The following is a 26,340-nucleotide window of genomic DNA, read 5'->3' as shown; positions in this document are numbered from 1 at the left end:
GCGCGGCCCCCTTCGGGAAGTGAGCCGGGATTCCCAGCACGGGTGATTGTGCTCGGTAACACCCACGGCTGCGAAAGGCTGTCTCCGTCACCATCGACCCGGTGGGGTGTGAGGGGTCACTCTGGAATGGACGAAGACGACACCACACGAAGGAAGCACTCGATGACGAACCTCGCCGAGAACCTCACCGCCGCCGCGGCAGCCCACCCTGCGACGATCGCCCTCAAGTGCGACGACCTGACGTACACCTACGCGCAGTTCGACGATGCCTCGGCGCGGTTCGCCGGCTATCTCGCGGACCAGGGGATCGAGCCCGGGGACCGGGTGGGCATCATGCTGCCGAACACCCCGGCCTTCGCCATCGTCTTCTACGGGATCATGCGCCGCGGCGCGGTGGCCGTACCGATGAATCCGCTGCTCAAGGCAGCCGAGGTCGAGTTCTACCTGGCGAACACGTCCGCCAAGGCACTGTTCGCCACGCCGGTCTTCGCCGAGGACGCCGAAGCCGGGGCGAAGGCCGCCGGCGCCACCTGCCACTTCGGTGACGACGCCGCCCTCGCAGCCCTACTGGCGGACCAGCGGCCCGCGCCGGCCGTCGAGCCCCGCGAGCCCTCCGACACGGCGGTCGTCCTGCACACGTCCGGGACCACGGGCAAGCCCAAGGGCGCCGAGCTCACCCACGACGGTCTCGGCCGCAACTGCGAGATCGCCGGCCGCACGCTGTTCCACGCGAAGCCCGGCGACGTGATGATGGGTTGCCTGCCGCTGTTCCACGTCTTCGGCCTCACCTGTGGGCTCAACGCGGCCGTCCGCTTCGGCCTCACCCTGACGCTGATCCCCCGGTTCGATCCGCGCAAGGCACTCGAGGTGATCGCCCGCGACCGGGTCACGATCTTCGAGGGCGTGCCCACGATGTACTCGGCGCTCGTCGCTGCGAAGCAGCCCGGCGACGACGTCTCCTCGCTGCAGGTCTGCGCCTCCGGCGGCGCGGCGCTGCCCCTGCAGGTCATCACCGACTTCGAGGACGCCTTCGGCGCCGCGATCCTCGAGGGCTACGGACTGTCGGAGACCTCGCCGGTCGCGTGCTTCAACCACCCGGACAAGCCGCGCAAGGCCGGCACCATCGGCACCCCCATCGAGGGCGTCGAGATGCGCGTCGTGGACGACTCCGGCAGGGAGTCGCCGCAGGGCGAGCGGGGTGAGGTCCAGGTGCGCGGCCACAACGTCATGAAGGGCTATTGGAACCTGCCCGAGGCGACGGCCGCCGCGATCGACGCCGACGGCTGGTTCTCCACCGGCGACATCGGGATCGTCGACGAGGACGGCTTCTTCTCGATCGTCGACCGCAAGAAGGAGATGATCATCCGCGGCGGCTTCAACGTCTACCCGCGCGAGATCGAAGAGGTGCTCTACAGCCACCCCGAGATCGCGGAGGCCGCCGTGATCGGCATCCCGCACGCCGAACTGGGTGAGGAGGTCGGCGCTGCCATCGCCCTCAAGCCCGGCGCCACGGCCACCGTCGACGAGCTGCGCCAGTACGTCAAGGACCGCGTGGCCGCCTACAAGTACCCGCGCCACATCTGGCTGCTGACGGAGCTCCCCAAGGGCGCCACCGGCAAGGTCCAGAAGCGCGACATCACCGTCCCCGTAGAGATCAACTGACAACCCACGAACGAGAGAGTCGAGGCCACCTGACATGACCACCACCGCTGAAGGCGCCGACGAGATCGTCGCCCCCCTGGATCTGCTGCTCGTCAACTCCACCAAGAGCTTCGCGTCCCGCATGGTGCCGAACGCCGCCTGGGCCCGGTTCGGGCAGTCCCTCGCCGGCCAGCCGGTGACCGTGGCCGAGCGCGCCGCGGGCCTGGCGAAGGAGCTGGGCCTGATCGCCGTCGGCCGCAGCGGCCGCGAGCCGCAGAAGGGCGACTTCCGGTTCAAGGATCCCGCCTGGGCGAACAACCCGCTGCTCAACCGCATCGAGCAGGCCTACCTGGCCATCTCCGACCTGGCGAACCAGCTCTACGACGATGCCGACCTGGACTGGAAGGACGCCGAGAAGATGCGGTTCGTCCTCGACAACCTCATCGAGGGCCTGTCGCCGACGAACAACCCCTTCGTCTCCCCGCTCGGGTGGAAGGCGATGATCGACACCGGCGGGCTGTCGATGGTGCGCGGCCTCACCGCCTTCGCCAAGGACATGGCCTCCAAGCCGCGCATCCCGTCGATGATCGACCCGAAGGCCTACAACGTGGGCGAGTCCGTCGCGACGACGAAGGGCACCGTCGTCCTGCGGACCCGGATGTTCGAGCTGATCCAGTACGCCCCGCAGACCAAGCAGGTGCGCGAGGTCCCGCTGCTGCTGGTGCCGCCGGTGATCAACAAGTTCTACATCATGGACCTCGCGCCCGGCCGGAGTCTCGTGGAGCACTACGTCAAGGGCGGCCAGCAGGTGTTCGCCATCTCGTGGCGCAATCCCTCGGCGCGGCACCGGGACTGGGGCTTCGACGAGTACGGCAAGGCCATCATCGAGGCGCTCGACGCGCTGCAGGTGATCACCGGGTCGGACCAGGCGAACGTCTTCGCGACCTGCTCGGGCGGCATCCTCACCGCGATGGTCATGTCGCACCTGTTCGCCACGGGCCACGGCGACCGGATCGCCGGCCTGACCTTCGGCGTCACCGTCCTCGATCAGAGCCACGCGGGCTTCGCCTCCGCGCTGGCGGACCGTCGGGCCGCGGACGCCGCGATCCGTACCTCCGCGAGCAAGGGCTACCTCGACGGTGCCGCCATGGCGGAGATGTTCGCCTGGCTCCGCCCGACGGACCTGGTGTGGCGCTACGTGGTCAACAACTACATCCAGGGCCGCCCGCCGGCCGCCTTCGACGTGCTGTTCTGGAACGCCGACACCACTCGCATGGCCGCCGCGCTGCACCGCGACATGGTGCTCATGGGCCTGGACAACAAGCTGGTCACGCCCGGCGCGTCGACGATGCTCGGCACCCCGGTCGACCTGGGCAAGATCGAGGCCGACCTGTACGTGCTCGGGGGCATCTCCGACCACATCTGCCCCTGGCAGGCCACCGAGCGCAGCGCCGCGCTGTTCGGCAGCAAGGACAACACCTACGTGCTGTCCACCGCCGGCCACATCGCGTCGCTGGTCAACCCGCCCGGCAACCCCAAGGCCTCCTACCGCACCGCGCCGGTCCTGCAGGACCAGACGCCCGAGGAGTGGTTCGAGAGCGCCGAGAAGGTCGGCGGCTCCTGGTGGCCGCACCACCTCGAGTGGCTCGACGCCCGCAGCGGCGCGGAGGTCGACGCACCGTCGGCCCTGGGTGCCGCCGGCTACGAGCCCCTCGCCCCCGCCCCCGGCACCTACGTGATGGAGAAGTGAGCGCATGACCACCACCGTCAAGACCCCGCAGGACCTGCTTCCACTCGTCGGGCAGACGCTCGGCACCACCGAGTGGGTCAGCATCGACCAGGACCGGGTGAACCTGTTCGCCGACGCCACCGACGATCATCAGTGGATCCACGTCGACCCGGAGAAGGCGGCGAAGGGCCCGTTCGGCGGGACCATCGCGCACGGCTACCTCACCCTGTCGCTCGCGCCGGTGCTGCTCCAGGAGGCCGTCGTCGTCGAGGAGTTCTCGGCCGCGCTGAACTACGGGCTCAACAAGGTCCGCTTCCCGTCGCCCGTGCCGGTCGGCTCGCGGCTGCGGGCCACCGTCGAGCTGGTGTCCGCGCAGGAGAAGAACGGGGCGATCGAGGCGGTCTTCCGCCTGACCTACGAGGTCGACGGTGCCGACCGTCCGGCGTGCATCGCCGAGACGGTGGTGCTGTACCGATGAGCGACAACGCATCCGGCGCCGGCGACGGTGCCGAGGGGACCGAGGTGGAGCTGCCCGAGGACCTGCTGATCGCCACGGGCGGGCAGCGGATCCGGGTGCGCTACCGTCCCGGCATGGGCGTGCCGCTGGTGCTGTGCAACGGGATCGGCGCGAGCCTCGAGGTGCTGGACCCGTTCGTCGAGGCCCTCGACCCCGAGCGCCCCGTCGTCCGGTTCGACGCGCCCGGCACGGGCGAGTCGCCGACGTCGATGCTGCCCTACGGCTTTCCGTACCTGGCGTGGGTCCTGGGCAGGGTGCTGGACGAGCTGGGCGTCGGCGTCGTCGACATCCTGGGCCTGTCCTGGGGAGGTGCGCTGGCTCAGCAGTTCGCCTTCCAGAACCCGATGCGCTGCCGGCGGCTGATCCTCGTGTCGACCGGAACGGGCGCGATCATGGTTCCCGGTGACCCGCGGGTGCTCCGGAAGATGGTCACGCCGAAGCGTTTCCGCGATCCGGAGTACGCGGCGCAGGTGGCCGGCGAGCTGTACGGCGGGTCGGTGCGGGAGGACTCGGCGGACATCGGCGAGACCTTCTCGCGGCAGATGCACGCGGGCTCGAAGATGGGCTACCTGCACCAGCTCATGGCCGGGTCGGTGTGGACCTCGATCTTCGCTCTGCCGGTGATCCGGCAGAAGACGCTCCTGGTGTTCGGCGAGGACGACCCGATCGTCCCGATGGTCAACGGGCGGATCTTCGAGACCCTGCTGCCCCGGGCCACCCTGCATCGTCACGACGGCGGCCACGTGGACCTGGTGACCCGTGCGGACAAGCTGGCGCCGGTCATCGACGAGTTCCTCGGGACGCCGCACCTCGGACGGCGCCAGTGGCGCGGTCGGAAGGCCGGTCTGCTCACAGCTCGCGATTGAACCTGGAATCGTTCTGACATCGGGCGTACTCTATTTCGCATGAGCGAGGTGGACAACGCCGAGGATCGGCTGCGCGGCGTGGGGTTGCGGATCACCGCACCCCGCGTCGCCGCGCTGGGCTTCCTCGACGGGCATCCCCATGCCACCGCGGACGACGTCGCGGAGTTCCTGCGGGGCAGGCTCGGCACCGTCGCCACGCAGACCGTCTACGACGTGCTGCGCGTCTGCGCCGAGAAAGGCCTGCTCAGGCGCATCGAACCCGCCGGATCCGCGGTCAGGTACGAGGCGCGGGTCGCCGATAACCATCACCACCTGGTGTGCCGGTCCTGCGCGAGGATCGTCGACATCGACTGCGCCGTGGGCGCCGCCCCGTGCCTCACGGCCGACGACGATCACGGCTTCCTCATCGACGAGGCCGAGGTCACCTTCTGGGGCTACTGTCCCGACTGCGCCGCCGCGCGCTGATTCCTGCGGTACTCGCTTCCCTCGGGCCGCACACTCCGGGCGCGTTCCGCTTCGGGTCGGCGCACCGTCGAACCCCGGGGACGTGAGCGGTGATGCGGACTACTGTCGAGGGGGACGCCGCCCGGACCGGGCGGCACGAATGCGAAGGAGCGCCCGATATGAGCCTGGACGTCGTCTACACCATCTCCTCGACCGCCAACGGCGGTGGCCGCGACGGTCACGTGAAGTCGGCCACCGGCCGCATCGACCTCGACACCCGGCCCCCGAAGGAGATGGGCGGCAACGGCGAGGGCACCAACCCGGAGGAGCTGTTCTCCGCCGGCTACGCGGCGTGCTTCCTGGGCGCCGTCCGCGCCGTGGGCCGGAACGAGAAGGTCGCGATCCCCGACGACGCCACCGTCGAGGTCACCGTCGGCTTCGGCAAGACCGAGACCGGTTTCGGTATCAACGCCGCGATCACGGCGACCCTCCCGGGGCTCGCGCAGGCCGACGCCGAGGCGATCGTCGCCAAGGCGCACCAGCTGTGCCCGTACTCGAACGCGACGCGCGGCAACATCGACGTCGACCTGACCACCGCGGTCTGATCGTCCGCTGAGCACTCTGCTGCGGCCCGCCGCCCTGGGACTGGTGTTCCTGGGCGGCGCGGTCGGTACCTTTGCGCGCGCCGAGGTGGGGCACTGGTTGCCGCACACCCCGTTCCCGTGGGCCACGTTCGCGGTGAACATGGTCGGCGCGTTCCTGCTCGGCGGCGTGGTCGAGGCGCTCTCGCAGCGGCCCGACGACGAACGGCACCGTCGGGTCAAGTTGTTGCTGGGCACGGGCTTCTGCGGGGGACTGACCACCTACAGTGCGTTCGCGCTCGACATCCACGGTGCCTCGCCGGCCGTCGGCGCCGTGTACGCCGGTGCGACGGTGCTCCTCGGTCTCGTCACGGCGCTCGCCGGGGCGATGTTGGTGCCCAAGGTGATCCCGGCGTGACCACCCTTCTGATCGCCCTCGGGGGCGGGCTCGGGGCCGTCCTGCGGTACCTGGTCGACGGTGCGCTGCGGCGCCGACTCGTCGAGTGGTCCACGGCCGTGATCAACACGACCGGCTCCTTCGTGCTCGGGGTCCTCGCGGGCCTCGCGGCGAAGAACGGGGTCGGTGGCGAGACCCTCGCGATCATCGGCACCGGCGTCTGCGGCGGCTACACGACCTTCAGTACCGCCACCGTCGAGACGCTGACCCTGTTGCGGGACAAGCGCTACCGCGAGGGCGTGGTCTACGGTCTGACGACGCTGGTCGCGAGCGTCGTCGCGGTGTGGGGCGGCTACGCCCTCGGCGCACTCTGATCTGCGCTACGCGCCGCTGCGCTCCTGCGCGTACCGGTACACCGGGCGCGTGAGCATCAGCGAGAACAGCATGAGCAGCATGACGATGACTGCACCCCACATCGGCAGACCTGCGAGCGGCGCGCCGTTGTGGTCGATGCCGAAGCGGCTCACCGGATCCGAGTAGGCGCGCTCGTTCCCCAGCAGCGCCGCAGCCGCGGCGGCGAGGAACCCGGCGAACACTGCGAGGCCGTACAGCGCCGTCGCCCAGCGTTGCCCGAACAGCGCGAACAGGCCCGTGAACGCCATTGCGGCGCACACCACCAGCCCCGCGATGGCGAGCACGAGAATCGTGATCGTGCGCACGCCCAGCGGCGATCCCGGGAAGTTCCCCGGGTAGCCCATGGTGCCCAGCAGCGCGGAGCACTGGATGATCGCAGTGACGTGGAGCGCAATGGCGCCCGCGCCGGCGGCGAGGGAGATCAGGACCCACAGCCACATCGCGCCCGGACGGCGTGCCTTCGCCACCGTCAGGCCAGCCGGGCCTTGACGGCGGAGGACAGCCGCTTGCCGTCCGCGGCGCCCGCCGCCTTCGCGTTCGCGACCTTCATGACCTGGCCCATCTGGCGCACCGTCGGGGCCTCGCCGAGCTCGGCGGTCACCTCGGCGACCGCGGCGTCGACGAGGGTGTTCAGCTCGTCGTCGCCGAGCTGCTTCGGCAGGTAGCGCGACATGACCTCGGCCTCGGCGCGCTCCTTGTCGGCGAGCTCATCGCGGCCGTTCGCGGCGAAGATCTCGGCCGCCTCTCCGCGCTTCTTCACCTCGCGCGCGACCACCTTGAGGAACTCCTCGTCGGTGAGCGCGTGCGCGGTGCCCGAGGTCTCCTCGTTCTGGATCGCGGACAGCAGCATCCGCAGCGTGCCGGTGACCAGGACGTCCTTGGCCTTCATCGCGGTCTTGAGATCGTCGCGGATCGCGGCCTTCACTTCTGACATGGCCTCCAAGTTACGCGGTGTGCGTGGGGGCGGCAGCTGAGTATCCTGGGGCAATGGCAGTTCACCCACTCATCCGCGCCGGCGCCGGCCTGGCGGGCGCGGGCGTCGCGTCCATCGCCTATGCCACGGTCCTCGAGCGCAACGCGTTCACGCTGCGCGAGCACACGCTGCCGATTCTGCCGCCCGGCACGCCCACGCTGCGGATCCTGCACATCTCGGACCTGCACATGACGCCCGGGCAGCGGCTCAAGCAGGGCTGGGTGCGGGACCTGGCGGCGCTCGAGCCCGACCTCGTGGTGAACACGGGTGACAACCTGTCGCATCCGCGGGCCGTGCCGTCGGTGGTGCAGACCCTGAACCCGCTGCTGGCGCGCCCCGGCCTGTTCGTGTTCGGGTCCAACGACTACTTCGGGCCCACCCCGAAGAACCCGGCCAAGTACTTCGACAAGAACCACGAGCGCAAGCACGGCGAGCCCCTGCCCTGGCAGGACCTGCGCGCCGCGTTCGCCGAGCGCGGCTGGCTCGACGCCACGCATCAACGCCGCCGGCTCGAGGCCGGGGGAGTCACGATCCAGGTCGCGGGCGTCGACGATCCGCACATCGAGCGGGACCGGTACGAGACGATCGCCGGGCGGGCCGACGAGGCCGTCGACCTGCGGCTCGCCCTCACCCACTCGCCGGAGCCGCGCGTGCTCGACAAGTTCGCCGCCGACGGCTACGACCTCGCCCTCGCCGGCCACACCCACGGCGGCCAGCTGTGCCTGCCCGTGTACGGCGCGCTGATCACCAACTGCGGGTTGGATCGCTCGCGGGTGAAGGGCGCCTCCGCCTGGGGTGCGCACATGAAGCTGCACGTCAGCGCCGGCCTCGGCACGTCGCCCTGGGCGCCGTTCCGCACGTTCTGTCGCCCCGAGGCCTCGCTGCTGACCCTCGTCGGCGCGCCCGTCCGCGATCGGGAGGTCGAGCTCGGCCCCGTCATCGCCCCTGAGGCAGTACAGGCCTGACCTGCCGATTTCCCGCCCGACGGTGGCTGTAGTAACCTTATCGAGGTTGTCACCACGGGGTGTGGCGCAGCTTGGTAGCGCGCTTCGTTCGGGACGAAGAGGTCGTGGGTTCGAATCCCGCCACCCCGACTCGTTGGTTGAGACGACAGCAGGGCCCCTGATCAGTGGAAACACTGGCCAGGGGCCTTACTTGTGCGCCGAGTAGGGGTGGCCGTCGTCGGGGCGGTCATGCAGTCGTGAAGACGCGATCGAGTTGGCGGTCGATGATCGCGATGGCGTCGTCGGACGACAACTGGCTCAGCAGCATCCGCGTCTGCAGGCCTTCCGCGCCGGCGGTGAGGAAGGCTCCCTCGACGGCGGGTTCGACGCCTTCCACGACCTGCCCGGCTGCGCGGGCGGCAGCGATCAGGTCCGTCACCAGATCGGCGAGCCCGGAGGTGGCCGCCTCGGCGACCGACGCGAGGGCGGGTTCCGTGAGGAAGCGGACGAAGTAGGCCGCGTAGACGGTGTGCCGGTCGCGGCGCTCCTGGTCGAGCGGCAGCATCTCCAGGAGGACGCCCCGGACGACGGTGCGGATGGTCGGTGACTCGCCGAGCTCGTCCATGCGTCGCTTCGCCTGGCGTTCGGCGTCGGCGTTGAGGATCTCCAGTGCGCCGAGCAGCACCTGATCGCGTGTTCCGAAGTAGTACTGCAGGAGTCGAGCGGAGACGTCCGCCTCCGTCGCCACCTGGCGCAGGGTGACCTGCTCGAGACCGCCCCGCATCGCCAGGCGCCAGACCGCCTCCGCGATCTGGCGCCGTCGCTCGTCGTGGTCCACCTGCCTCGGCATCGCGTCCAGCCCTTCTCGAATTTTCGTGGTGCGAGCGTAACAACAGGATGTTATGGTTCGATCGAACCAACAAGACTGCTAGGTAGGGGTGTGGCGGTGCGGAGTGGAATCGTGCTGGTAGCGGGCATTGCGCTGCTGGTGTTGGGAGTGCAGGGCGGGATTCGACTGCTCGTCGATCACGCCAACGAGGGGCTGTTGCGATGGATGCCCGGCGGGTTCGTGGTGCACCTCGTCGTCTACGTCGCGGCGGCCGTGGTGGGGCTCGTCCTCGCGAGTCGAGGTAAGGGGCGGGCTGAGAGTTCCCGGAATTAAGTAGCGAACGTAACGAATAACATCCAGGCGTCGACGTTCTGGAAGGAATCGATCCACAGCAAGAGTAGGAGACTCGACATGACCTCAACCAACTCACGGCTCCATCTTGTGGACGTGAAGCCCTCTCTCGTCGTGGGAATCGCCGGCGCGGTCGCCGCATCGGGGCTGTTCGTCGCGGGCGGCGGCGTTGCTCAGGCGGCCGGCGGCGAAGCGCTGGTCTGCACGAGCGACGGTGTCTCGGTGAGTGCGTCCGATCGTGACGGTGTGCACGGCGGCTATCCGGTCCCCGGCCGCACCTGGGTGGACACCATCGCCGACGCGTCGAAGTACAACGCAGGATTCATGCAGGTCATGCCGAAGACCTCCGGAACGCTGACCTGGCAGAACCTACGGACGGGTGCCCATGGAGTGCTGCGGGCGGCCGATGGGCGGTTCGCAGACATCGACACCGGTGCCGGAACCGTCCGCTTCACCGCCGACACGACCGTGAAATGGGGCTGGGGCTACGCGAATACGAGCCGCACGTCCTGTTCCGGAACGTACAGCCGGTAGGGGTGTCGACGGTGCTCCGTGGGCGCGATCCGGGCGTGCCCGCGCGGTGATCAGAGGTGGTCGGGCGTTCCCGTCACGGTGTGGTCGGCCTGCGCGACGGACTCCAGGAGGAGACGCAGGACATGCCCACCCGCCAGGCGGTAGAGCCGGGCGGTGCCGTCGGCGCGGTTGACGACCACACCGGCGAGACGCAGTTTCGCGAGGTGCTGGCTAGCTGCGGTCGGTGTGCAGCCGGCCTTCTCGGCGAGGGTGCCGACACCCAGTTCGTCATCGCGCAGGGCCCAGAGCAGCCGGAGTCGGGTCGGTTCGGCGAGCATCGCCAGCATGGAGACCGCCGCGTCGACCTGCTCATTGCTGAGTCGCTCGGGGTGGTGGGTCGATCCGCTGTAGATGTCGGTGGCTGAGTGGCCCATCTTGCAGTGCCTCCTCCGTCGGCGCGGCGCCGGTCATCGCACAGGCTACACCTGTGATTCGCGATCTTCGTATATTCATTGATACGCAGATATGCGATATGGTTACGCGATGAGCCTCGCCGCCCCCGCCTTGATCGCAGCCTCCGCCGGAGTCGGATTCGGCCACGCCGTTATGCCCGATCACTGGGTTCCGCTCTCGGTGATTGCACGGACGCAACGCTATTCGCTGCGTCGAGTGCTGCGATTGTCCGCACTCGCCGGTGTTGCGCACGTCGCGTTGTCGCTGTTACTCGGCGCGGCGATCATCGCGATCGGACTGCAGTTCCGCTCCGTCATCGAGCGGAACCAGAGCCTGATCGTGGGCGGCCTCCTGGTCCTGACCGGCCTGGTCTTCCTCGTGATGGAGGTCCTCGGGCGCGGCCACTCCCATGCCCACGACGAGCACGGTGGCCACGGCCACGGCGACGGTCACCACGTACACGACCATGGCGGTCACGTGCACGACGGCCGTCATGCGCACGACCACGGCGGCAGGACGGTGCGGCTGATGGCGTTCGTGGTCCCCTTCGGAGCCGCAGCGTCGCCGGATCTGACGATCCTGCCGGTGTTCCTCGCTGCGAGTGGTCTCGGAGTCGTCGCCGCGACGGGAACCCTCGTAGCCTTCTCGATCGTGACGATCGGGACGATCGTCGGCCTCACGATGCTCGGCGCGCTCGCGGGGTATCAGTTGCGCGGTGCGTGGATCGACAAGGGCGCGAACCTGATCACCGCCGCGGTGCTGCTGATCGTGGGTGCTCTCGTCGCGGCCGGAATCGTCTGAGAAGCATGACGACCGAGCAACGCGGATGGGGCACCGTCGGAGAAGTCTCCGAGGTCACTTCGCGGACCGGAGCTTGAGGAACATTGCGGCGGACAGCTGTTTCGAGGCGTCGGATGTCTGCGACACGGACTCGGCGATGTAGCGGCCCTGGCGAATCAAGCAGATGGTGAGCACCTGACCCGTGACGCAGCCACCGTATTGGCCTGTGATCCCGGGGATCGTCTCACGCTTGTCGCCGACCCATGAGGTGAAGATGCGGGCGGCAGATGCCTCGTCGGTGAACCGGTAGACGGTGTTCGGGCCGGCGGAGCCGAAACGCTCGAGCCCGGAGACGGTTTCGTGCCCCCTGAGGGAGTAGGCGTGCGCATCGCCCCAACCGCTACCCGGGGCGTTGTTCGACGACAGTCCGGTGGAGCCCTGGGCCTGCTTCGGTTCCTGGGTGAGCCCGACGATGCCGTCGTCGTCCATCGGTACGGGCGGGATCTCGGCCCTGGTCGCGTCGAACGGGGTCTGCCGGTAGTCGCCGAGCTTCGCCACCTGCGCGGCGAGCGCCCGGCCGACGAGGGCGAGTAGCCGGTCGGTGTCGTCGCGCGTGCCCGCGGCGCGGACTCCGGCGATGGCGACGAGATTCCCGCGCGGCACCATCGTCGTGATGCCGACGATGGTCTCGTTCGATTTCGTTCCGAGCAGCGTCAGGGAGGCGCCCGGCACCGGGAAGTCGGAGGGGACCGTCCGCGTGTTGGACGGGCTCTTGGCCGTGGCCGCCGCGACCGCGCGTGTCGCCGCGGCTTCGTCGGCGAACCGCAGGATCCCGATCCTGAGTCGCGTCCGGTCAGCGGTGTCGTGGCTGCTGGCGAGGTATCCGGTCTGGTAGCCGTTGGCTCCGAGGGCGACGGCCTGCTCCGCGGTGACGGCGTCGGTGGTCTTGATCAGCTGCGTCGCGGTGAACATGGGAATGCTGCTGCCATCCCCGCCGCCGGTGGTGCCGAGCGTCGTGTCGACGTCCCACGGCGGTACGACGGCGGACGCGATCCGCCAGCCCTCCTGCTGCCATGCATCGAGCGCGTTGCCCGCCGTCACCGTGCGTGGAGTCGTGGAGAAGTTGCCGGTGTTGAGCTGGAAACGCTTCATCGCAGTCGGATCGGGCACGGCGGTCCCCGCGATCGGGGTGCAGCCGGCGACGAGGATGGCCACGGCTGTGAGGGCCGCTGCACGACCACGCCGACTGCGCATGATCTGCAAGCTAACACGTACGTGCAACGTGCAGGGAACGTCGTCCGGGGCAGTCGGGGAAGCGTGATCCAGCGTGGGAGTCCGACGGCGTTGGATGAAGCTGGGGACTTTGCCGACGCCCTGAGGCGGGCGGCGATACATTGACGAAATGTCGGAGTCGCATGTCCTCGTCAAGGGGGCGAACATCAAGGTCGGCGAAGTGTTCGGGGATCCGAGCGCTCATGTCACCGTGACGATCGCCACGAGGGTCGGTGCGGACGTGGAGAGGATTCCCACCGACGTCAGCGTGCTCATTCTCGGTGGTGATGGGAAGGTTCGATCGAATGACGACCTGATCTTCTACAACCAACCGTTGGGGGCCGATGCGGCTGTTCGTCTGACCTCGAGTGTCGGGTCGGGTGAGGTGACCGCTGACGAGGCGACGATCGAGGTGGATCTTGCGAGACTTCCGGAGTCGGTCGATCGAGTCCTCATCGCCGCCAGCATCGACGGTTCCGCCGGGACGGAACGCACATTCGGTGAGGCTGAATCGCTCTGCATGACGGCCGAGTCGACCGATGAGTCGTCCGATTCCGTTGTGGTCAGTGAACTGACGGGCTTGGCGGGCGAGCGCGCCGTCATCTTCGGTGAGATCTACCGCCGGGAATCGGAGTGGAAAATTCGCGCGGTCGGGCAGGGCTACAGTGCGGGCCTGCGCGCTCTGGTCGGCGAGTACGGCGTCGACGTCGATGATCCGCCCGCCGATCGTGATGACGACGTCGCCGGCGGAGCGGCGGACGTCATCGAGGAACAGGAGTTCGTCGGCGATGTGCCGGTTGTGCCGGGAACGAAGGTCGCTCTCTCGCGCCGAAGGAAGGCCGTAGCGAAGCTGCCTGTGGACTGGAAGGAGCGAGCGTGTCCGGGCCTCCCCGTCGAGGTCGCGGCGGGCCCGTGGCGGCGGGCCCGATTGTTCCCAGCGGTGGGGATCAGGAGCAGTGCGGAGCAGGAGGGGCGGACGACCTCAGTACTGCTGTCGGTGATGTCGACGGTTCCGGAATTCGGTCGCAGGATCGCCTCGCTCATGGGGGCACCGCGCGGCCGTACCGAGACATTCACGGAGGTCGTGTTCCCACTGGGAGGGCAGGAGCACCGGCCGGACGGTCTCATCCGCGTGTCGCGCGGGTCGAAGGAGTGGGTGGCGCTGGTCGAGGTGAAGACGGCGAAGGGAGCGCTCAACGCCGATCAGATCGACCGGTACGTCCAGATTGCTCGTGCAAAGGGGTTCGACGCCGTCGTCACGATCACCTGCGATGTGCCGCCTTGTCCCGGCGAACTGCCGATTCAGCTGAAGGCGCGACCACCGAAGTCTGTTTCGGTGACGCATCTTTCGTGGGAAGAGATCGTGACCGAGGGCTCACTGGCCCTAGCGGCTTCAGGTGGAGATCGTCTTCATGATCGGATCATGGAGCAGTTCCTGTTGTACGCGTCGGAGCAGCAGGCCGGTATGTGGCAGTTCGGCGACATGGGTCGTCACTGGGTCAAGGTCAGAAACGGCGTCGCCGACGGGACGCTCTCGGCGAGCGATCCGGCGACAGCGGAGGTCTGCGCGCGGTTCGATCAACTGACGAGACATCTCGCGCTGCAGCTCACCGCATTGACCGGCCAGACGGCGTCGTCGCAGATTCCGAGTAGTCGTGCGGATGCTGTCAGTCGGGCCAAGCAGTTGGCCGATTCCGGTGAGCTCTTCGGGACGCTCCGTGTCGACGGGGCGACTGCGCCGATCGTGTTGAACGCCAACCTGTCGCGGCTGAAAGTCGGTTGCTCTCAGGCTGTCCAGGCGCCACGAGCGGGGAGGACGACGACCAAGATCAACTGGCTCCTGCGGCAGTTGGACGCCGCGCCTCCGAAGCTTCGAGTGACGGCGCACCATTTCGGGAGTCGAACCGAGACGACGTCCGCATTGATGGAGTCCGCTCGGGACGACCCGGCGATGCTCGTGCCTCCCAGCGGGCGTGACATCCGCGAGTTCACGATCACCGCAGAGGCGTCGATGGGATCGAAAAGGGCGGCATCGGAGAACGGCTTCGTTTCCAGCATGGTCGATTTGGTCAATGGCTTCCATCGCGATGTCACAGAGGTCCTCCGTGCGCCGAGGCCTGATCGGTGAACCGCGTCCGCTGCGTTGACCAACAGTGAGCTCGCGCCTACCAGCCCGCGACGAACCCCGCGAGAAGGACTGCGAACGCGCCGATCTCGGCGACGATCAGCGCGAGCATGAACCCGTGAACTCCGGGAGCGGGCGGGGCGAATTGATTGTCGGTGTCGCGGCGCGCGCCGTGCCAGCAGTAGCTGCCGATCGCGGCGGCGAAGAAGAAGGTCAGCACTGCGGCGGCGGTCAGGTCGACCCACTGTGGCCAGGCGCTCAACTGCACGAACACGGCCGTCAGCAGCAGCGCGAACGAGTACAGCAGTGCGGCGCGGTGCGCGATGTCCACGTACACGTGCGCCTGATGGTCGGGCGAGGTCATGATCCCGTGGTACTTCCACACTCCCAGCGCGAGCGCCCACAAGAACACGAGACCCGCGGCCAGCAGGGTGAGCCGAGTGTCCAGCCCGAGGTGTGCCGCGTCGATCGTCATCCGTCAGTTCTACCGGGCCGACGCCCGGCCGAGGACTAGGGGTGACGTCGGGAAGGGGACCCAGGCGGGCGCCAGCATCCGGTCCTCGACGGTGGTCACGGCTAAACCGGCGCCGCTGATCAGGCCCACGGCGTCGCGGTGGGCGTGACAATTGCCGAACACTCGAGGCCAGACGGTGGCGTCCGCCGCCTTCTGCACGCCCTCCAGGATCCCGCCCCGTGCGGCGACGTGCTCGAGGAAGCGGAGCTCACCGTCGGGCACCAGGAGCTCGCGGACCTGCCGAACGGCACCCTCGGGGTCGGGAAGGGAGCAGAGGACGAGGCTGAAGACGACGGCGTCGAACGGGGAGGTGGGAACGTACTCGTCGAGCCGCTCGGGCCGGACCTCGATCCGCGGATCGCCGTCCGCAGCCCGCACGGCGAGGGCGCGCAGCTCGGCGGCCGGTTCCAGCGCGACCACATCGGTGACGTCCGCCGGGTAGAGCGGGAAGTTCGTGCCCGTGCCGGCGCCCACCTCGAGGACGCGACCGGACAGCCCCGCCAGGTTGCGGCGCCGCAGCTCGCTCACCAACGGCGGCTCGTTCCGGACCAGTCGGGGCCACAGCTTCACGAAGAACGAATCACCCATGCCCCCATTGGTACCGCACCGTCGCGCGACCCGGACCTGTTCGGCGGCCGCGGCTGGCAGGATCGATGCATGGAGCAGATCAAGGTCCTCGCCTTCGACACCTTCGGCACCGTGACCGACTGGCACACCGGGGTGTCGGCGGCGCTCGCGCGGATCTTCCCCGACATCGACGCGGGGCAGCTCGCCCTCGAATGGCGCCTGCGCTACAGCCCCGCGCTCGCCGAGGTCGAATCCGGCGTCCGACCGTGGACGCTGCTCGATGACCTGCACCGCTCCGAACTCGACACGATCCTCCGGGAGAAGCACGGGACCGTCGCCGGCGCAGCGCAACTCGACGATGCCGTGCACGCGTGGCACGTGATCCCCGGCTGGCCCGACGCCGCCGGCGCGATCCGTCGCCTCACGGCCCGGTACACCGTCACCGCGCTGAGCAACGGCAATGTCGCGCTGCTCAGCGAGATGGCCAAGCACAACGGGTTCGACTGGGACTTCCTCGGCGGCGCCGACCTGTGGCGGCACTACAAGCCCGCTCCCGAGGTTTATCTCGGCATCGCCGAACTGTTCCGGGTCGAACCCGCGGAGGTGCTCATGGTCGCCACGCACGTCTCCGACCTGGCCGCCGCCCGCTCCTGCGGGCTGCGCACGGCGTACGTCGAACGGCCGCGCGAGTGGGGCCCCGTCGACAAGCCCGAACAGCGCGAACCGCTCGACGCCTACCACGCCACCGGCATGGACGACCTCGCCGACCAGCTGGGTTGCTGACGACCGGGTTGCCGACGACCCCCGTCCGGGCGCCTGGTAGACCGATAAGGGTGACCAGGCAGGACGTATCACCACAATTCACCCGGAGCGGCGGCGGCTTCGACTCGCTGCCCGCGGCGGAAGGGCGCTGGGCGCCCGGCACCCTGTCCGGCCCGGCGATCACGGGTCTCCTCGCGCAGGTCCTCGACACCGAGTTCGGTGCGGGACTGGTCGGCGCGAGGTGGCACTGCGACATGTTCCGGATGGTCCGCTCCGGCCACCTCGAGGTGCGCACCCGCCTCGTCCGCTCGGGTCGCCGGATCCGCGTGGCGGAGGCCGAGATCGTCCAGGAGGACAAGACCGTCGTCCGCGCTACAGTCACCTTCTACCACCCCGCCCCGCAGCCCGACGGTGCCGTCTGGTCCGATCCGCACGTCCCCGCGCCGCCGCCCGACGACGGGCTGCGCCTCGCGATGGCAAGCGGGAACGGCGATTACATCTCCGCCGAAACACCCGCCGCGTGGGCGAACGCCGAGCGCAAGCGGATCTGGACGGCCGGCTGGCGGGTTCTCGACGGCGAGGAGACCACGCCCTTCGCCCGCGCCGCGATGGTCTCCGACTGCACCAACCTGGTCACCGGCATGGGAACGGGCGGCGTCGAGACCATCAACGGCGATGTCTCGATGGCGCTCGCGCGAGCCCCGATCAGCGACGAGATCGGCTTGGAGGCGGATCAATTCGTCATCGTCGACGGCGTCAGCATCTCCTCGGCCAGCATGTTCGACCGCGGCGGGCGCTTCGGGGTCTGCACCGTCACCGGCATCGCGACCGGCTCCGCCGTCCACGGGCCGACGTCGTCATGAGCACCGTCGTCGTCACCCGCGAGGGGCCCGTCACCGTGGTCGAGATCGACCGGCCCGGCGTGCGCAACGCCGTCGACCGCGCCACCGCCGAAGCCCTGGCGGACGCCTTCCGCGCCTTCGAGGCGGATCCCGACGCCGCGGTAGCCGTATTGCACGGTCGCGGCGGGACCTTCTGCGCGGGGGCCGATCTCAAGGCCGTGGCCGCGGGCACCCCGAACCGGGTCGAGCCCGACGGTGACGCCCCGATGGGCGTCTCCCGCCTGCGGCTGAGCAAGCCGGTGATCGCCGCGATCGAAGGCCACGCCGTGGCGGGCGGTCTCGAGCTCGCGATCTGGGCGGACCTGCGCGTGGCCGCGAGCGACGCGACCCTCGGCGTCTTCTGCCGCCGCTGGGGCGTGCCGCTCATCGACGGAGGAACCGTGCGCCTGCCCCGGCTCATCGGCGCGAGCCGCGCGATGGACCTGATCCTCACCGGCCGCCCCGTCGGCGCGGCGGAGGCCGAGGCGATCGGGCTGGTCAACCGCACCGTCGAACCGGGGACCGCCCTGGCGGCGGCCGTCGAGCTCGGTCGGCAGCTCGCCGCATTCCCGCAGGCCTGCCTGCGGAACGACAGGCTGTCGATGCTGGAGGGCGAGGCCGAGCCGGAGCCCGCGGCCCTCGCGATCGAGTACCGCTACGGCCTGGCCTCGCTCGCCGACGGAGCGGTCGAGGGTGCCACCCGCTTCTCCGACGGTGCCGGACGGCACGGTTCGACGGTCCTCTAGGCGGCACGTCGTCGACGTACCGTTCCTCGTCCGGATCGACGTGGAACGTGCACAGCTGTGCGGGATGTCAGTCGGCCGCCGATCCCTGCGAGAGAAGACTGTTCGCGGTGTCTTCGAGGGAATCCGCGACCGTTCGGGGCCGCCAACCGAGCACTCGCTCCGCCTTGGCCGAGCTCGAGTCCAGGTTCAATCCGAGCTGCGGCCGCAGGGCCCGCATCTGCGGATTGACCAGGGCGAGAACCTTCGCCAGTAGCAGGGGCATCTCTCGCGTGGGCGCCTTCGCCGCTCGGTCGCCGAGTCGATCTCGGAGAATCCGCGCCAGTTCAACCATCCTCAGACTGTGCCCGGATGTTGCTATGAACCGCTCCCCGGCGGCCGCCGGATCGGTCATCGCACGCAGGTGCAGGTCCGCGACGTCGCGGACGTCGACCCAGCCGGTGCCGAACGGCGGACATACCGGCAAGGACCCGTTGAGCATGCCGGCGACGGTGCGCAGCGACGGCGGATCATCGTTGCCCAGAAGCGGGCCGAGGACGGCGGTCGGCTGGATCGTCGCGAGCTCCAGGCCCTGCCCTTCGCCGGCGACGAACTCCCACGCGGCACGCTCGGCCAGAGTCTTCGACTTCTGATACGGCGGGACGCCGGCATCGATGTCAGTCCAGTCCTCTTCCGTGAACGGCTCCGACTGCGGCTCGTGCCCGTACACGACGGCACCGGACGCGCTCGTCAGCACAACACGCTGAACGCCGGCGCCGCGAGCCGCGCGAAGTACTCTGAGCACGCCGCCGCGCGCCGCATCAACCATCTGCTGCTCGTCGACCGGGCCGTTGCGCAGGGTCGGTGACGCGACGTGGAGTACGTAGTCCACTCCGGCGGTGGCCGGGCCCCAGCCGTCGTCGCTGGTCAGATCGGCTTGGACGACGGTCAGTCTGGAATCGTCGAAGGTGGCGGCGGCATGGAGTCGCGTGCGCAGCGCATCCCCCTTGTCGAGATTGCGGACGGTCGTTCGGACATCATGTCCGGCTTCGAGCGCGGCGAGGACGCACCAACCGCCGATGAATCCCGACCCACCTGTGACCAGCACCTGTGTCATTTCAAACTCCTCAGCGCCGCCTCTTGTGCGACTCGGCGCGGTATGGTCAACAACATGCGGAGGATTCTCCGTAATTTCAAGATAGCGGAGGATCCTCCGCAAGGCAACGGGAGGAAACCTGTGGAGGACGTCGACCAGGCCGGCGGGTACGGGCGCCAGCGCGCCGCAGCCGCTCGAAACCGGGCCCTCATCGTCAACGCCGCGCGAGAGCTGTTCGCCGAGGATCCACACGCCACCCTGACGGCGGTGGCAGGCCGCGCGGGGGTCGGTCCCGGCACGCTCTACCGTCACTTCCCGACCCGTGACGATCTCCTGCTCGCCGCCTATCAGGGCGAGATCGACGCGCTCGCCGAATCCGTCGACGACGTCCTCCGCGCGAGCGCCTCGGCGAAGGATGCTTTCGTCGAGTGGTTCGCGATGTTGGCGGCCTCGATCCGCCGCAAACACCGACTGGGCGACGCCTTGCACTCGGCCGCCGCGCAGGCCGTCGCAGACGAAGCATGGGGTCCGATGAGCGTCGCAGTAGGAAAGCTGCTCGATGCGTGCGTTGCGGAAGGTGTTGTCGCGCAGGGGCATGACGCTGCGGACGTCATCATGCTCATGAGCTTCCTCTGGCGAGTCGCGCCCACGCCGGACGGCCGAGCCCAGGCGACCCGGCTACTCGACGTGGTCTTCGCGGGCCTCGGGAGTGCCTGACGATCACAGCGGGCGCGGCGTGCGATGCCGACGAATCGTCGGGTAACGGACACGCATCGGTCACCTGCAATTCGTCACACGGGTAACACTCGCCACCTACTGTGCAGGTGGAACGGCTCCGTCCGGGGTCGTGCAGAGAGGGAACATCATGGGGCTCGCAGGCAGCGTCCGCAGCGAACTCGACGATCTCACCGCCCAGCTCACACTCATTGCAGACTCCCTCGGTCGCACCGGCGACGACCTTCAGATCGACGCCCGCAGCCTGCACGAGACCGGCTCGTGCGACGCGGTCAAGTCCATCGCCCGCCGCCTCGACGACCAGGGGCTGCAGCTGCGTCGGCTGCAGGCGCGCATCACCAAGGTGGCGAACACCCTCGCCTGATCGGCGGCGGCCGCCTCAGCCCCGGCCGATCCGCATCGCCGCGAGCCAGGCGCGGAAGTCCGCGTAGGCCGCGGTGAGCGCCTCCGCCGGCCAGTCGGCGGGACGCAACTCCGGCGGCAGCACCGGGTCCTCGTAGAGGTGGCGCACCAGCGCCACCATGGTCAGGAACCGGGCCTGCCCGTCGTCGCCCGCGTCATCGACCGCGGCCAGCAGCGCGTGCCCGTGCCGGGACCACTCCGGCAGGTCCCACAGCGCGTGCGCGAGCTCGACGGGGTCGTCCTCGGGCCGGGCGGAGAAGCGGGACGCGACGTCCCGCACCGCGTCGGTCCACGGGCGGTCGAGGTTCGCCGGCCGCATCCACACGCCCTCGCGGAGCTCCGCGAGGCGGAGCCGGGTCATCTCGGCCCGCAGGTTCGCGCGGTCGCCGGCGCTGCGGCCGCTCGTGGTGATGATCGCGGTCTCCCACGTCCTGTCCCACACCGTCGTTGTGGGGGAGTCCGTGCGCGCCTGACGCCGCACCAGCCGCTCCGAGAGCGCGTACCGTCCGCCGTCGCGCACCAGGTCGCCTGCGGTCACCATGCGCGACATCGCGGCGCGGGTCGTCGATTCCGAGACTCCGAACAGTCGCATCGCCGCCACGATCTCGCGCCCCTCCAGCTCGGGCGGGTGCGCGCCGAGCAGCAGGCTGAGCACGGCCGATCGTGCCGAGACCGTGGCGGTGAGGGAGGGGGACATCGGCGTCGACGCTACACCGCGGGAGAACAGCTGACCCCACGGATCCATTGCATCTGTGGTGCGACTGTCGAACATATGCAACACTGGACGCAACGGCCCGGGCGGGTCGCGCACCGTCGAACCGGAGGAACCGCAGCATGCCCACGCACGAAGTGACCAACCAGGTGCCCCCGCTGCTCGGCTTCAACACCGCCGAGACCCCGATGATCGACGATGCGCTGCGCTGCGCGCACGTGGACGCGACGCAGCTGGACGCGATCCACGCGCTCGGCGCGCTCGGCGGCACCGCCGAGGCACTCGAGTGGGGCGACCTCGCCGAGGCGCACCCGCCCGTCCTGAAGACCCACGACCGGTACGGCAACCGTGTCGACGAGGTGGTGTACGACCCCGCCTACCATCGGCTCATGACGGTCGCCGTCGAGCACGGCCTGCACGCCGCGCCGTGGGCGGACCCGAGCCCGAACGCGCACCTGGTGCGCGCCGCGAAGTTCAGCGTGTGGGGCCACGTCGACGCCGGACACGGCTGCCCGATCTCCATGACCTACGCCGTGGTCCCCGCCCTGCGCGCGAACCCGGAGCTCGCGGCGCAGTACGAGCCGCTGCTCACCGCGAAGGAGTACGACTTCGGGTTGCGCGCCCCGCTCAGCAAGCGCGGCCTCATCGCCGGCATGTCGATGACCGAGAAGCAGGGCGGCTCGGACGTCCGTGCCAATACCACCCGCGCGATCCCGCAATCCGATGGCACGTACCGGATCACGGGCCACAAGTGGTTCACCTCGGCGCCGATGTCCGACCTGTTCCTGACGCTCGCGCAGACCGAGTCGGGTGTCTCGTGCTTCTTCATCCCGCGCGTGCTGCCCGACGGGACGCGCAATGTCTTCGCCCTGCAGCGCCTCAAGGACAAGCTGGGCAACCACTCCAACGCCAGCAGCGAGGTCGAATACGACGAGACCGTCGGCTGGCTGGTCGGCGAGGAGGGGCGCGGCGTGCGCACCATCGTCGAGATGGTCAACATGACCCGCCTCGACTGCGTGCTGGGCACCGCGACCGGCATGCGGGCCGGGCTGACCCAGGCCGCGCATCACGCCGCGCACCGGAAGGCCTTCGGCGCCAGCCTCATCGACCAGCCGCTCATGCGCAACGTGCTCGCCGACCTCGCCGTGGAGGCCGAGGGTGCGACAACCGCCGGGCTCTGGCTCGCGGGACTCACCGACCGCTCCGTCGCCGGCGACGAGGACGCGTCGCTGCTGCGCCGGATCGCCCTGGCCGTCACCAAGTACCACGTCTGCAAGCGCGGCCCGATCCACGCCGCCGAGGCGCTGGAGTGCCTGGGCGGCAACGGCTACATCGAGGACTCGCGGATGCCGCGCCTGTACCGCGAGGCCCCGCTGCTCTCGGTGTGGGAGGGTTCCGGCAATGTCGCAGCCCTGGATGTCTTGCGCGCCATGGCCCGCGAACCGCAGGCCGTCGCGGCGTTCTTCGCCGAGCTCGACGCCGCCGCCGGCGCGGACTCCGTCTACGACGCTGCCGTCGCGAAGCTCAAGGGCTCCTTCGGTGCGCTCGACCTCGGCGATCAGACGGCGCTGCAGTTCGGCGCCCGCCGCCTCGTCGGCGACATGGCTGCGGCGCTGCAGGGTTCGCTCCTGGTCCGGTTCGGCCACCCCGCCGTCGCGGACGCCTACACCCGCAGCCGGCTCGCGGGCGACCGCGGCGACGTCTTCGGCACCCTCCCGCAGGACGTCGACACCGCCGCCATCCTCGACCGCGTGACCCCGAAGATCGGCTGATCAGGACGTGACGACCGGCCACATCGCCGGTGCCACCACGTCTTTCAGCTCGGACCATGGGATCGTGACCGTACCGTAGTCGCCGGCCGCGTGGGCCACGTCGGGGTAGACCGTGAGGCCCTCGTCCGACGGAACCCAGTTCGCGAGGTCACGGGCGAACTCCCGGGCGAACGGAATCGCTGGACCGTACCGCTTCGCGGCAACGAGCGAGAGCACCCGCGCCTGCCCCTCGGACGTGGGGAAGACCTGCGTGAGCAAGATCGGTTGCGCGGTGGTCGTGTCGATCACGATGGTGCCGAGACCATTGCTGGGATGCGCCGTGCCCGTGACGTAGTAGTTCGTCAGCAGGATGCCGGCGACGACGCGAGAGCCGATGTGCGTCACCCGCGAGCGTTCGCCGTTGACCAGATTGCCGTTCGCGAGAGTCGCGCGCTCGTTCTTGGTCAGGGCGTTCATCACCTCCGACAGCGAGGCCTGCATCGACGCGTTGAACCGCGCAGTGACGGCGGCGGCACCTCCGGACAACGTCGGCACCTGCACGTCGTAGGTGAGTGGACCGTCGACGCCCTTGCGTCGGTCGAGACCGGGTACGTAGCCGTGCGCCGGGGCCGCGGTGGGCCCGGGAGGACCGAAGTCGTACGACGGTTCCGCCGCGGACGTGGTCGACGGCGCGACCGAGACGGCCACCGACGCGCCGGACCGGCCGGTCGACCCGGCGGGCGGCGACGCCGGACCGGCGCACGCGGTCACCGTCGAACCCGCCAGCAGGAGCGCGACGACGGCGCGTCCGCCGCGCACGTCAGTTGTCCGGGGTCGGCGCCGGCGTGGGAACCGGGCCGCCGCCCTGGCCGCCCGCACCGGGGATGGTGAACTGCCCGAAGCCCGGGATGGTGATCGTGGTGCCGCCCGGCCCCGTCTGGACGCCGGGGAGCGACGGGGCCGTCGGTGCCGGGGCGATGCCGTTCGACAGGTTGAGGGTGATCGTCGAGCCGGGCTGGGTGAAGCCGGACGGCGAGGTCGAGACGACGGTGCCCTTCGCGGCCGAGTTGTTCACGTACGCGACGGTCGCCTTGAAGCCTGCGGCCTCGATCCGGGCGCGTGCCGCGGACTCGTTGAGCCCGATCACGTTCGGGATCTTGCCGGGGCCGAAGCCGTCCCGGTACTTCGGGTCGACCGAGGGCAGCGCGACGGGGCCGTAGATCGTCGAGATCGGTTTCATCGCGGTGTACCAGGCCAGGGCCGGCTCGTTGCCGCCGTAGACATTGCCCTCGCCGCAGGGCCGCAGCGGGCTCGTGCAGATGGGGCCGGGGGAGTTGCCGTCGTTGTAGACGTAGCTGGCACCCGCGTACTGGTTGGTGAACGCGAGGAAGGCCGACGAACGGAAGGTCTCCGTGGTGCCGGTCTTGCCGGACAACGGGAGCGTCCAGCCGACGCGGGAGGCCGAGCCCGCGGAGGTGCCCCCGCCCCGGTCGTCCTGGCTGAGCGCGTTCGCGAGCGTGTTCGCCAGGCCCTTGTCGATGACCTGCTCGCACTTCTCGGACTTGAAGGGCACCGGGGTCGTCTCCGGCTTACCGTCGGCCCCCACGGTCTGGATGCCGTCGCTGTTGCGCTTGGGCTGGGTGATCGACTGGATCGGGTTGGCGGGGCACCACATGCCGCCCGACGACAGCGTGGCCGCGACGTTCGTCAGCTCGAGCGCGCTCACCGCGGTCGGACCGAGGGTGAACGAGGCCAGGTTCTGCTTCTTGAACATGTCGGCGAGGCTGTCGTTGCCGAAGCCCGAGCTGCCGGGCAGCGTGTACGAGCGCATGCCGAGCTTGACCGCCATGTCGACCACCGGGGTGACGCCGACCTGCTCGATCAGCTTGACGAAGGGCGTGTTCGGCGAGGTCGCGAGGGCTTGTGTGAGCGACATCGAATACGGATACGGTCCCGCGTTCTTCACGCAGTAGGAATCCGACGGGCAGCCCGCGTAGCCGCCGTGTCCCATCCCCTTCACCGAGACCGTGGACGGCACGGTGACGTTCGTGTCCAGACCCATGCCCTTCTCCATCGCCGCCGCGACGGTGAAGATCTTGAAGGTCGAGCCGGCACCGTCGCCCACCTGCGCGAAGGGCTCGGGCTGGACGGTCTCGCGTTTGTCCACGTTGAGGCCGTAGACGCGCGAGGAGTTCATCGCGACGATGTCGTGCGAGGTCTGACCGGGCTTGATCACGTTCATGACCTGCGCGACGTTGGAGAGCGTCGGGCTGGCGGTGGCGGTGAGCGCCGACTGCACCGAGTCCTGGACACGCGGGTCGAGAGTGGTGCGGATCGTGTAGCCGCCGCGCATCACCATGTCCTTGGGGATCCCGGCCTGGGCGAGGTACTGCAGCACGTAGTCGCAGAAGTAGCCACGGTTCGCGACGGCGGAGATGCAGCCGCCCGGCAGCGTGTTCGGGCGCGGGAGAACGCCGAGGGGTGTCTGCTTCGCCGCCTGGTACTCCGCGGCCTTGTCCGGGAAGTTCGCCACGAGCGTGTCCAGGACGGTGTTGCGCCGGATCGTGACGCCCTGGGGGTTGGTGTACGGGTCCAGTGAGGAGCTGGACTGGACCATGCCGGCGAGCATCGCCGACTCCTGGATGTTGAGCTGCGAGGCCCGCTTGCCGAAGTAGGTCTGGGCCGCCACCTCGATGCCGTAGGCGCCGTTGCCGAAGGGCACCAGGTTCAGGTACCGCGCGAGGATCTGCTCCTTGGCGATCACCTTCGCCCGCGTGTCGTCGACGCCGTGTTCCTTCTTCGCGCGTTCGGTGAGCGTGCGCTCGAGCGTGAGCGCCATCCGCACCTCGCGCAGCTTGCGCGCCGGGGTGGTCTCGACGGCCGCCCGCCGGTCCGCGTCCGACTTCGCGAGGACGAGCAGCTGGTAGTTCTTGATGTACTGCTGATCCAGTGTCGATGCGCCCTGCTGGACCTCGCCGGCCGACTGGTTCTTGAGGAACGCGCGCAGGGTGCCCTGGTAGTCCACGCCGTCGTGCTCCATGAACCGCTTGTCCTCGATCGAGATGATCGAGCGCACCATGTTCGGCGAGATCTGGTCGAACGGGACCTGCACGCGTCGCTGGTCGTAGAGGTAGGCCATCGGCGCTCCGGTCGAGTCGACCACCGTGGTCACTTCGGGCACCTGGCCCTCGAGCAGCTCGGAACTGATGTTGTCGACGGTGTCCGCCGCACGGTTCGAGATGAGGCCGACGCCGCCGATGTACGGGAAGAGGACACCGGCGACCAGCAGGCCGGCCAGCAGGATGCAGCCGACCAGTTTCGCGATCACTCCGGGTTTCGACACGGTCACCAGGATACGTGCCGACCCGC

General features: G+C 69.3%; 30 protein-coding genes and 1 tRNA gene. 20 read left to right on the top strand and 11 right to left on the bottom strand.

What is annotated here, in order from left to right:
• Window positions 1-162: 162 nt before the first annotated feature.
• From AXK60_RS12210 to crcB, 8 genes are all read left to right on the top strand, one after another.
• Window positions 163-1,662 (top strand): long-chain-fatty-acid--CoA ligase, encoded by a 1,500-nt coding sequence (locus tag AXK60_RS12210; RefSeq protein ID WP_068571531.1) that lies wholly within the window; start codon window positions 163-165, stop codon window positions 1,660-1,662.
• Between the two features lie 34 nt (window positions 1,663-1,696).
• Window positions 1,697-3,391 (top strand): PHA/PHB synthase family protein, encoded by a 1,695-nt coding sequence (locus AXK60_RS12205; protein ID WP_068571373.1) that lies wholly within the window; start codon window positions 1,697-1,699, stop codon window positions 3,389-3,391.
• A gap of 4 nt (window positions 3,392-3,395) precedes the next feature.
• Window positions 3,396-3,848, top strand: coding sequence for a MaoC family dehydratase (locus AXK60_RS12200; RefSeq protein WP_068571372.1), 453 nt, complete (start codon window positions 3,396-3,398; stop codon window positions 3,846-3,848).
• Window positions 3,849-3,961: 113 nt separating this feature from the next.
• The gene (gene phaZ, locus AXK60_RS12195) at window positions 3,962-4,753 is read left to right on the top strand and encodes a poly(3-hydroxyalkanoate) depolymerase (protein WP_231855454.1); all 792 of its coding nucleotides are present in this window, start codon (window positions 3,962-3,964) and stop codon (window positions 4,751-4,753) included.
• Between the two features lie 39 nt (window positions 4,754-4,792).
• A complete protein-coding gene (locus AXK60_RS12190) occupies window positions 4,793-5,218 on the top strand; it encodes a Fur family transcriptional regulator (RefSeq protein ID WP_068571371.1) in 426 nt (141 codons plus the stop codon).
• A 158-nt stretch (window positions 5,219-5,376) separates the two neighbouring features.
• Window positions 5,377-5,802, top strand: a complete 426-nt coding sequence (locus AXK60_RS12185; protein ID WP_068571370.1) for an organic hydroperoxide resistance protein — start codon at window positions 5,377-5,379, stop codon at window positions 5,800-5,802.
• Window positions 5,803-5,845: 43 nt separating this feature from the next.
• Window positions 5,846-6,196: a fluoride efflux transporter FluC gene (locus AXK60_RS12180; RefSeq protein ID WP_231855443.1), complete on the top strand. Its 351-nt coding sequence runs from the start codon at window positions 5,846-5,848 to the stop codon at window positions 6,194-6,196.
• Complete coding sequence (gene crcB / locus AXK60_RS12175; protein ID WP_068571368.1) at window positions 6,193-6,549, top strand: fluoride efflux transporter CrcB; 357 nt, start codon at window positions 6,193-6,195, stop codon at window positions 6,547-6,549. The genes AXK60_RS12180 and crcB overlap by 4 nt, the downstream gene beginning before the upstream one ends.
• 6 nt (window positions 6,550-6,555) lie before the next feature.
• Here crcB and AXK60_RS12170 read toward each other — a convergent pair whose 3' ends face one another.
• Window positions 6,556-7,056: a hypothetical protein gene (locus AXK60_RS12170; RefSeq protein ID WP_068571367.1), complete on the bottom strand. Its 501-nt coding sequence runs from the start codon at window positions 7,054-7,056 to the stop codon at window positions 6,556-6,558.
• Window positions 7,057-7,058: 2 nt separating this feature from the next.
• Window positions 7,059-7,523 (bottom strand): GatB/YqeY domain-containing protein, encoded by a 465-nt coding sequence (locus tag AXK60_RS12165; RefSeq protein WP_068571366.1) that lies wholly within the window; start codon window positions 7,521-7,523, stop codon window positions 7,059-7,061.
• Window positions 7,524-7,576: 53 nt separating this feature from the next.
• Here AXK60_RS12165 and AXK60_RS12160 point away from each other — a divergent pair, with 53 nt between their 5' ends.
• Window positions 7,577-8,527, top strand: coding sequence for a metallophosphoesterase (locus tag AXK60_RS12160; RefSeq protein WP_068571365.1), 951 nt, complete (start codon window positions 7,577-7,579; stop codon window positions 8,525-8,527).
• 55 nt (window positions 8,528-8,582) lie between these two features.
• A tRNA-Pro gene (locus tag AXK60_RS12155) sits at window positions 8,583-8,656 on the top strand.
• 97 nt (window positions 8,657-8,753) lie between these two features.
• On the opposite strand, the gene AXK60_RS12150 is transcribed toward AXK60_RS12155, so the two are convergent.
• Window positions 8,754-9,356 (bottom strand): TetR/AcrR family transcriptional regulator, encoded by a 603-nt coding sequence (locus AXK60_RS12150; RefSeq protein WP_068571364.1) that lies wholly within the window; start codon window positions 9,354-9,356, stop codon window positions 8,754-8,756.
• 96 nt (window positions 9,357-9,452) lie between these two features.
• Between AXK60_RS12150 and AXK60_RS12145 the strand changes: the two genes are divergently transcribed.
• Window positions 9,453-9,668, top strand: coding sequence for a hypothetical protein (locus tag AXK60_RS12145; protein ID WP_068571529.1), 216 nt, complete (start codon window positions 9,453-9,455; stop codon window positions 9,666-9,668).
• Window positions 9,669-9,746: 78 nt separating this feature from the next.
• Window positions 9,747-10,220 carry a hypothetical protein gene (locus AXK60_RS12140; RefSeq protein ID WP_139057906.1) on the top strand — a complete coding sequence of 158 codons (474 nt, stop codon included), beginning with the start codon at window positions 9,747-9,749 and terminating at the stop codon, window positions 10,218-10,220.
• A 50-nt stretch (window positions 10,221-10,270) separates the two neighbouring features.
• Here AXK60_RS12140 and AXK60_RS12135 read toward each other — a convergent pair whose 3' ends face one another.
• Window positions 10,271-10,633: an ArsR/SmtB family transcription factor gene (locus AXK60_RS12135; protein ID WP_082777978.1), complete on the bottom strand. Its 363-nt coding sequence runs from the start codon at window positions 10,631-10,633 to the stop codon at window positions 10,271-10,273.
• A 109-nt stretch (window positions 10,634-10,742) separates the two neighbouring features.
• Here AXK60_RS12135 and AXK60_RS12130 point away from each other — a divergent pair, with 109 nt between their 5' ends.
• Window positions 10,743-11,453, top strand: coding sequence for a hypothetical protein (locus tag AXK60_RS12130; protein WP_068571362.1), 711 nt, complete (start codon window positions 10,743-10,745; stop codon window positions 11,451-11,453).
• A 54-nt stretch (window positions 11,454-11,507) separates the two neighbouring features.
• Here AXK60_RS12130 and AXK60_RS12125 read toward each other — a convergent pair whose 3' ends face one another.
• Window positions 11,508-12,686 carry a DUF7373 family lipoprotein gene (locus AXK60_RS12125; protein ID WP_139057905.1) on the bottom strand — a complete coding sequence of 393 codons (1,179 nt, stop codon included), beginning with the start codon at window positions 12,684-12,686 and terminating at the stop codon, window positions 11,508-11,510.
• A gap of 148 nt (window positions 12,687-12,834) precedes the next feature.
• On the opposite strand from AXK60_RS12125, the gene AXK60_RS12120 reads away from it, so the two are divergent.
• Window positions 12,835-14,832, top strand: a complete 1,998-nt coding sequence (locus tag AXK60_RS12120) for a TerD family protein (RefSeq protein ID WP_068571360.1) — start codon at window positions 12,835-12,837, stop codon at window positions 14,830-14,832.
• Window positions 14,833-14,869: 37 nt separating this feature from the next.
• Here AXK60_RS12120 and AXK60_RS12115 read toward each other — a convergent pair whose 3' ends face one another.
• Together AXK60_RS12115 and AXK60_RS12110 are read right to left on the bottom strand one after the other, a co-directional pair.
• The gene (locus tag AXK60_RS12115; RefSeq protein ID WP_068571359.1) at window positions 14,870-15,304 is read right to left on the bottom strand and encodes a hypothetical protein; all 435 of its coding nucleotides are present in this window, start codon (window positions 15,302-15,304) and stop codon (window positions 14,870-14,872) included.
• Window positions 15,305-15,313: 9 nt separating this feature from the next.
• Window positions 15,314-15,931: a class I SAM-dependent methyltransferase gene (locus AXK60_RS12110; RefSeq protein WP_068571358.1), complete on the bottom strand. Its 618-nt coding sequence runs from the start codon at window positions 15,929-15,931 to the stop codon at window positions 15,314-15,316.
• Between the two features lie 69 nt (window positions 15,932-16,000).
• Between AXK60_RS12110 and AXK60_RS12105 the strand changes: the two genes are divergently transcribed.
• Genes AXK60_RS12105 through AXK60_RS12095 form a run of 3 tightly spaced genes read left to right on the top strand, consistent with a single transcriptional unit; the run spans window position 16,001 to window position 18,299 of the window.
• Window positions 16,001-16,693 (top strand): haloacid dehalogenase type II, encoded by a 693-nt coding sequence (locus AXK60_RS12105; RefSeq protein ID WP_068571357.1) that lies wholly within the window; start codon window positions 16,001-16,003, stop codon window positions 16,691-16,693.
• A 50-nt stretch (window positions 16,694-16,743) separates the two neighbouring features.
• Window positions 16,744-17,535 (top strand): acyl-CoA thioesterase domain-containing protein, encoded by a 792-nt coding sequence (locus tag AXK60_RS12100; RefSeq protein ID WP_068571356.1) that lies wholly within the window; start codon window positions 16,744-16,746, stop codon window positions 17,533-17,535.
• On the top strand, window positions 17,532-18,299 hold the full coding sequence (locus AXK60_RS12095; RefSeq protein ID WP_068571355.1) for a crotonase/enoyl-CoA hydratase family protein: 768 nt from the start codon (window positions 17,532-17,534) through the stop codon (window positions 18,297-18,299). Before AXK60_RS12100 ends, AXK60_RS12095 begins: the two co-directional genes overlap by 4 nt.
• A 67-nt stretch (window positions 18,300-18,366) precedes the next feature.
• Here AXK60_RS12095 and AXK60_RS12090 read toward each other — a convergent pair whose 3' ends face one another.
• Window positions 18,367-19,494: an SDR family oxidoreductase gene (locus AXK60_RS12090; RefSeq protein ID WP_231855441.1), complete on the bottom strand. Its 1,128-nt coding sequence runs from the start codon at window positions 19,492-19,494 to the stop codon at window positions 18,367-18,369.
• Window positions 19,495-19,512: 18 nt separating this feature from the next.
• Here AXK60_RS12090 and AXK60_RS12085 point away from each other — a divergent pair, with 18 nt between their 5' ends.
• Window positions 19,513-20,088 carry a TetR/AcrR family transcriptional regulator gene (locus tag AXK60_RS12085; protein ID WP_068571353.1) on the top strand — a complete coding sequence of 192 codons (576 nt, stop codon included), beginning with the start codon at window positions 19,513-19,515 and terminating at the stop codon, window positions 20,086-20,088.
• Between the two features lie 148 nt (window positions 20,089-20,236).
• Window positions 20,237-20,470, top strand: coding sequence for a hypothetical protein (locus tag AXK60_RS12080; protein WP_068571352.1), 234 nt, complete (start codon window positions 20,237-20,239; stop codon window positions 20,468-20,470).
• Window positions 20,471-20,485: 15 nt separating this feature from the next.
• Here AXK60_RS12080 and AXK60_RS12075 read toward each other — a convergent pair whose 3' ends face one another.
• Window positions 20,486-21,205 carry a PaaX family transcriptional regulator gene (locus AXK60_RS12075; protein ID WP_068571527.1) on the bottom strand — a complete coding sequence of 240 codons (720 nt, stop codon included), beginning with the start codon at window positions 21,203-21,205 and terminating at the stop codon, window positions 20,486-20,488.
• 137 nt (window positions 21,206-21,342) lie between these two features.
• Here AXK60_RS12075 and AXK60_RS12070 point away from each other — a divergent pair, with 137 nt between their 5' ends.
• Window positions 21,343-22,992, top strand: coding sequence for an acyl-CoA dehydrogenase family protein (locus AXK60_RS12070; RefSeq protein ID WP_068571351.1), 1,650 nt, complete (start codon window positions 21,343-21,345; stop codon window positions 22,990-22,992).
• Here the strand turns inward: AXK60_RS12070 and AXK60_RS12065 are convergent, their stop codons facing one another.
• Together AXK60_RS12065 and AXK60_RS12060 are read right to left on the bottom strand one after the other, a co-directional pair.
• Window positions 22,993-23,790, bottom strand: coding sequence for a hypothetical protein (locus AXK60_RS12065; protein ID WP_068571350.1), 798 nt, complete (start codon window positions 23,788-23,790; stop codon window positions 22,993-22,995).
• A 1-nt stretch (window position 23,791) separates the two neighbouring features.
• The gene (locus AXK60_RS12060) at window positions 23,792-26,314 is read right to left on the bottom strand and encodes a penicillin-binding protein (RefSeq protein ID WP_068571526.1); all 2,523 of its coding nucleotides are present in this window, start codon (window positions 26,312-26,314) and stop codon (window positions 23,792-23,794) included.
• Window positions 26,315-26,340: the final 26 nt, after the last annotated feature.

It is taken from the genome of Tsukamurella pseudospumae (assembly GCF_001575195.1).
GTDB lineage: Bacteria > Actinomycetota > Actinomycetes > Mycobacteriales > Mycobacteriaceae > Tsukamurella > Tsukamurella pseudospumae.
The sequence above is the reverse complement of the archived record's forward strand: the minus strand, read 5'-3'. Positions and strand labels throughout refer to the sequence as shown.

What these genes read in the sequence shown, in the direction of transcription:
- AXK60_RS12210 (WP_068571531.1), top strand. Translation starts at nt 163, where the DNA reads ATGACGAACCTCGCCGAGAACCTCACCGCCGCCGCGGCAGCCCACCCT.
- AXK60_RS12205 (WP_068571373.1), top strand. Translation starts at nt 1,697, where the DNA reads ATGACCACCACCGCTGAAGGCGCCGACGAGATCGTCGCCCCCCTGGAT.
- AXK60_RS12200 (WP_068571372.1), top strand. Translation starts at nt 3,396, where the DNA reads ATGACCACCACCGTCAAGACCCCGCAGGACCTGCTTCCACTCGTCGGG.
- phaZ (WP_231855454.1), top strand. Translation starts at nt 3,962, where the DNA reads ATGGGCGTGCCGCTGGTGCTGTGCAACGGGATCGGCGCGAGCCTCGAG.
- AXK60_RS12190 (WP_068571371.1), top strand. Translation starts at nt 4,793, where the DNA reads ATGAGCGAGGTGGACAACGCCGAGGATCGGCTGCGCGGCGTGGGGTTG.
- AXK60_RS12185 (WP_068571370.1), top strand. Translation starts at nt 5,377, where the DNA reads ATGAGCCTGGACGTCGTCTACACCATCTCCTCGACCGCCAACGGCGGT.
- AXK60_RS12165 (WP_068571366.1), bottom strand. Translation starts at nt 7,523, where the DNA reads ATGTCAGAAGTGAAGGCCGCGATCCGCGACGATCTCAAGACCGCGATG.
- AXK60_RS12160 (WP_068571365.1), top strand. Translation starts at nt 7,577, where the DNA reads ATGGCAGTTCACCCACTCATCCGCGCCGGCGCCGGCCTGGCGGGCGCG.
- AXK60_RS12150 (WP_068571364.1), bottom strand. Translation starts at nt 9,356, where the DNA reads ATGCCGAGGCAGGTGGACCACGACGAGCGACGGCGCCAGATCGCGGAG.
- AXK60_RS12140 (WP_139057906.1), top strand. Translation starts at nt 9,747, where the DNA reads ATGACCTCAACCAACTCACGGCTCCATCTTGTGGACGTGAAGCCCTCT.
- AXK60_RS12135 (WP_082777978.1), bottom strand. Translation starts at nt 10,633, where the DNA reads ATGGGCCACTCAGCCACCGACATCTACAGCGGATCGACCCACCACCCC.
- AXK60_RS12130 (WP_068571362.1), top strand. Translation starts at nt 10,743, where the DNA reads ATGAGCCTCGCCGCCCCCGCCTTGATCGCAGCCTCCGCCGGAGTCGGA.
- AXK60_RS12125 (WP_139057905.1), bottom strand. Translation starts at nt 12,686, where the DNA reads ATGCGCAGTCGGCGTGGTCGTGCAGCGGCCCTCACAGCCGTGGCCATC.
- AXK60_RS12120 (WP_068571360.1), top strand. Translation starts at nt 12,835, where the DNA reads ATGTCGGAGTCGCATGTCCTCGTCAAGGGGGCGAACATCAAGGTCGGC.
- AXK60_RS12115 (WP_068571359.1), bottom strand. Translation starts at nt 15,304, where the DNA reads ATGACGATCGACGCGGCACACCTCGGGCTGGACACTCGGCTCACCCTG.
- AXK60_RS12110 (WP_068571358.1), bottom strand. Translation starts at nt 15,931, where the DNA reads ATGGGTGATTCGTTCTTCGTGAAGCTGTGGCCCCGACTGGTCCGGAAC.
- AXK60_RS12105 (WP_068571357.1), top strand. Translation starts at nt 16,001, where the DNA reads ATGGAGCAGATCAAGGTCCTCGCCTTCGACACCTTCGGCACCGTGACC.
- AXK60_RS12095 (WP_068571355.1), top strand. Translation starts at nt 17,532, where the DNA reads ATGAGCACCGTCGTCGTCACCCGCGAGGGGCCCGTCACCGTGGTCGAG.
- AXK60_RS12080 (WP_068571352.1), top strand. Translation starts at nt 20,237, where the DNA reads ATGGGGCTCGCAGGCAGCGTCCGCAGCGAACTCGACGATCTCACCGCC.
- AXK60_RS12075 (WP_068571527.1), bottom strand. Translation starts at nt 21,205, where the DNA reads ATGTCCCCCTCCCTCACCGCCACGGTCTCGGCACGATCGGCCGTGCTC.
- AXK60_RS12070 (WP_068571351.1), top strand. Translation starts at nt 21,343, where the DNA reads ATGCCCACGCACGAAGTGACCAACCAGGTGCCCCCGCTGCTCGGCTTC.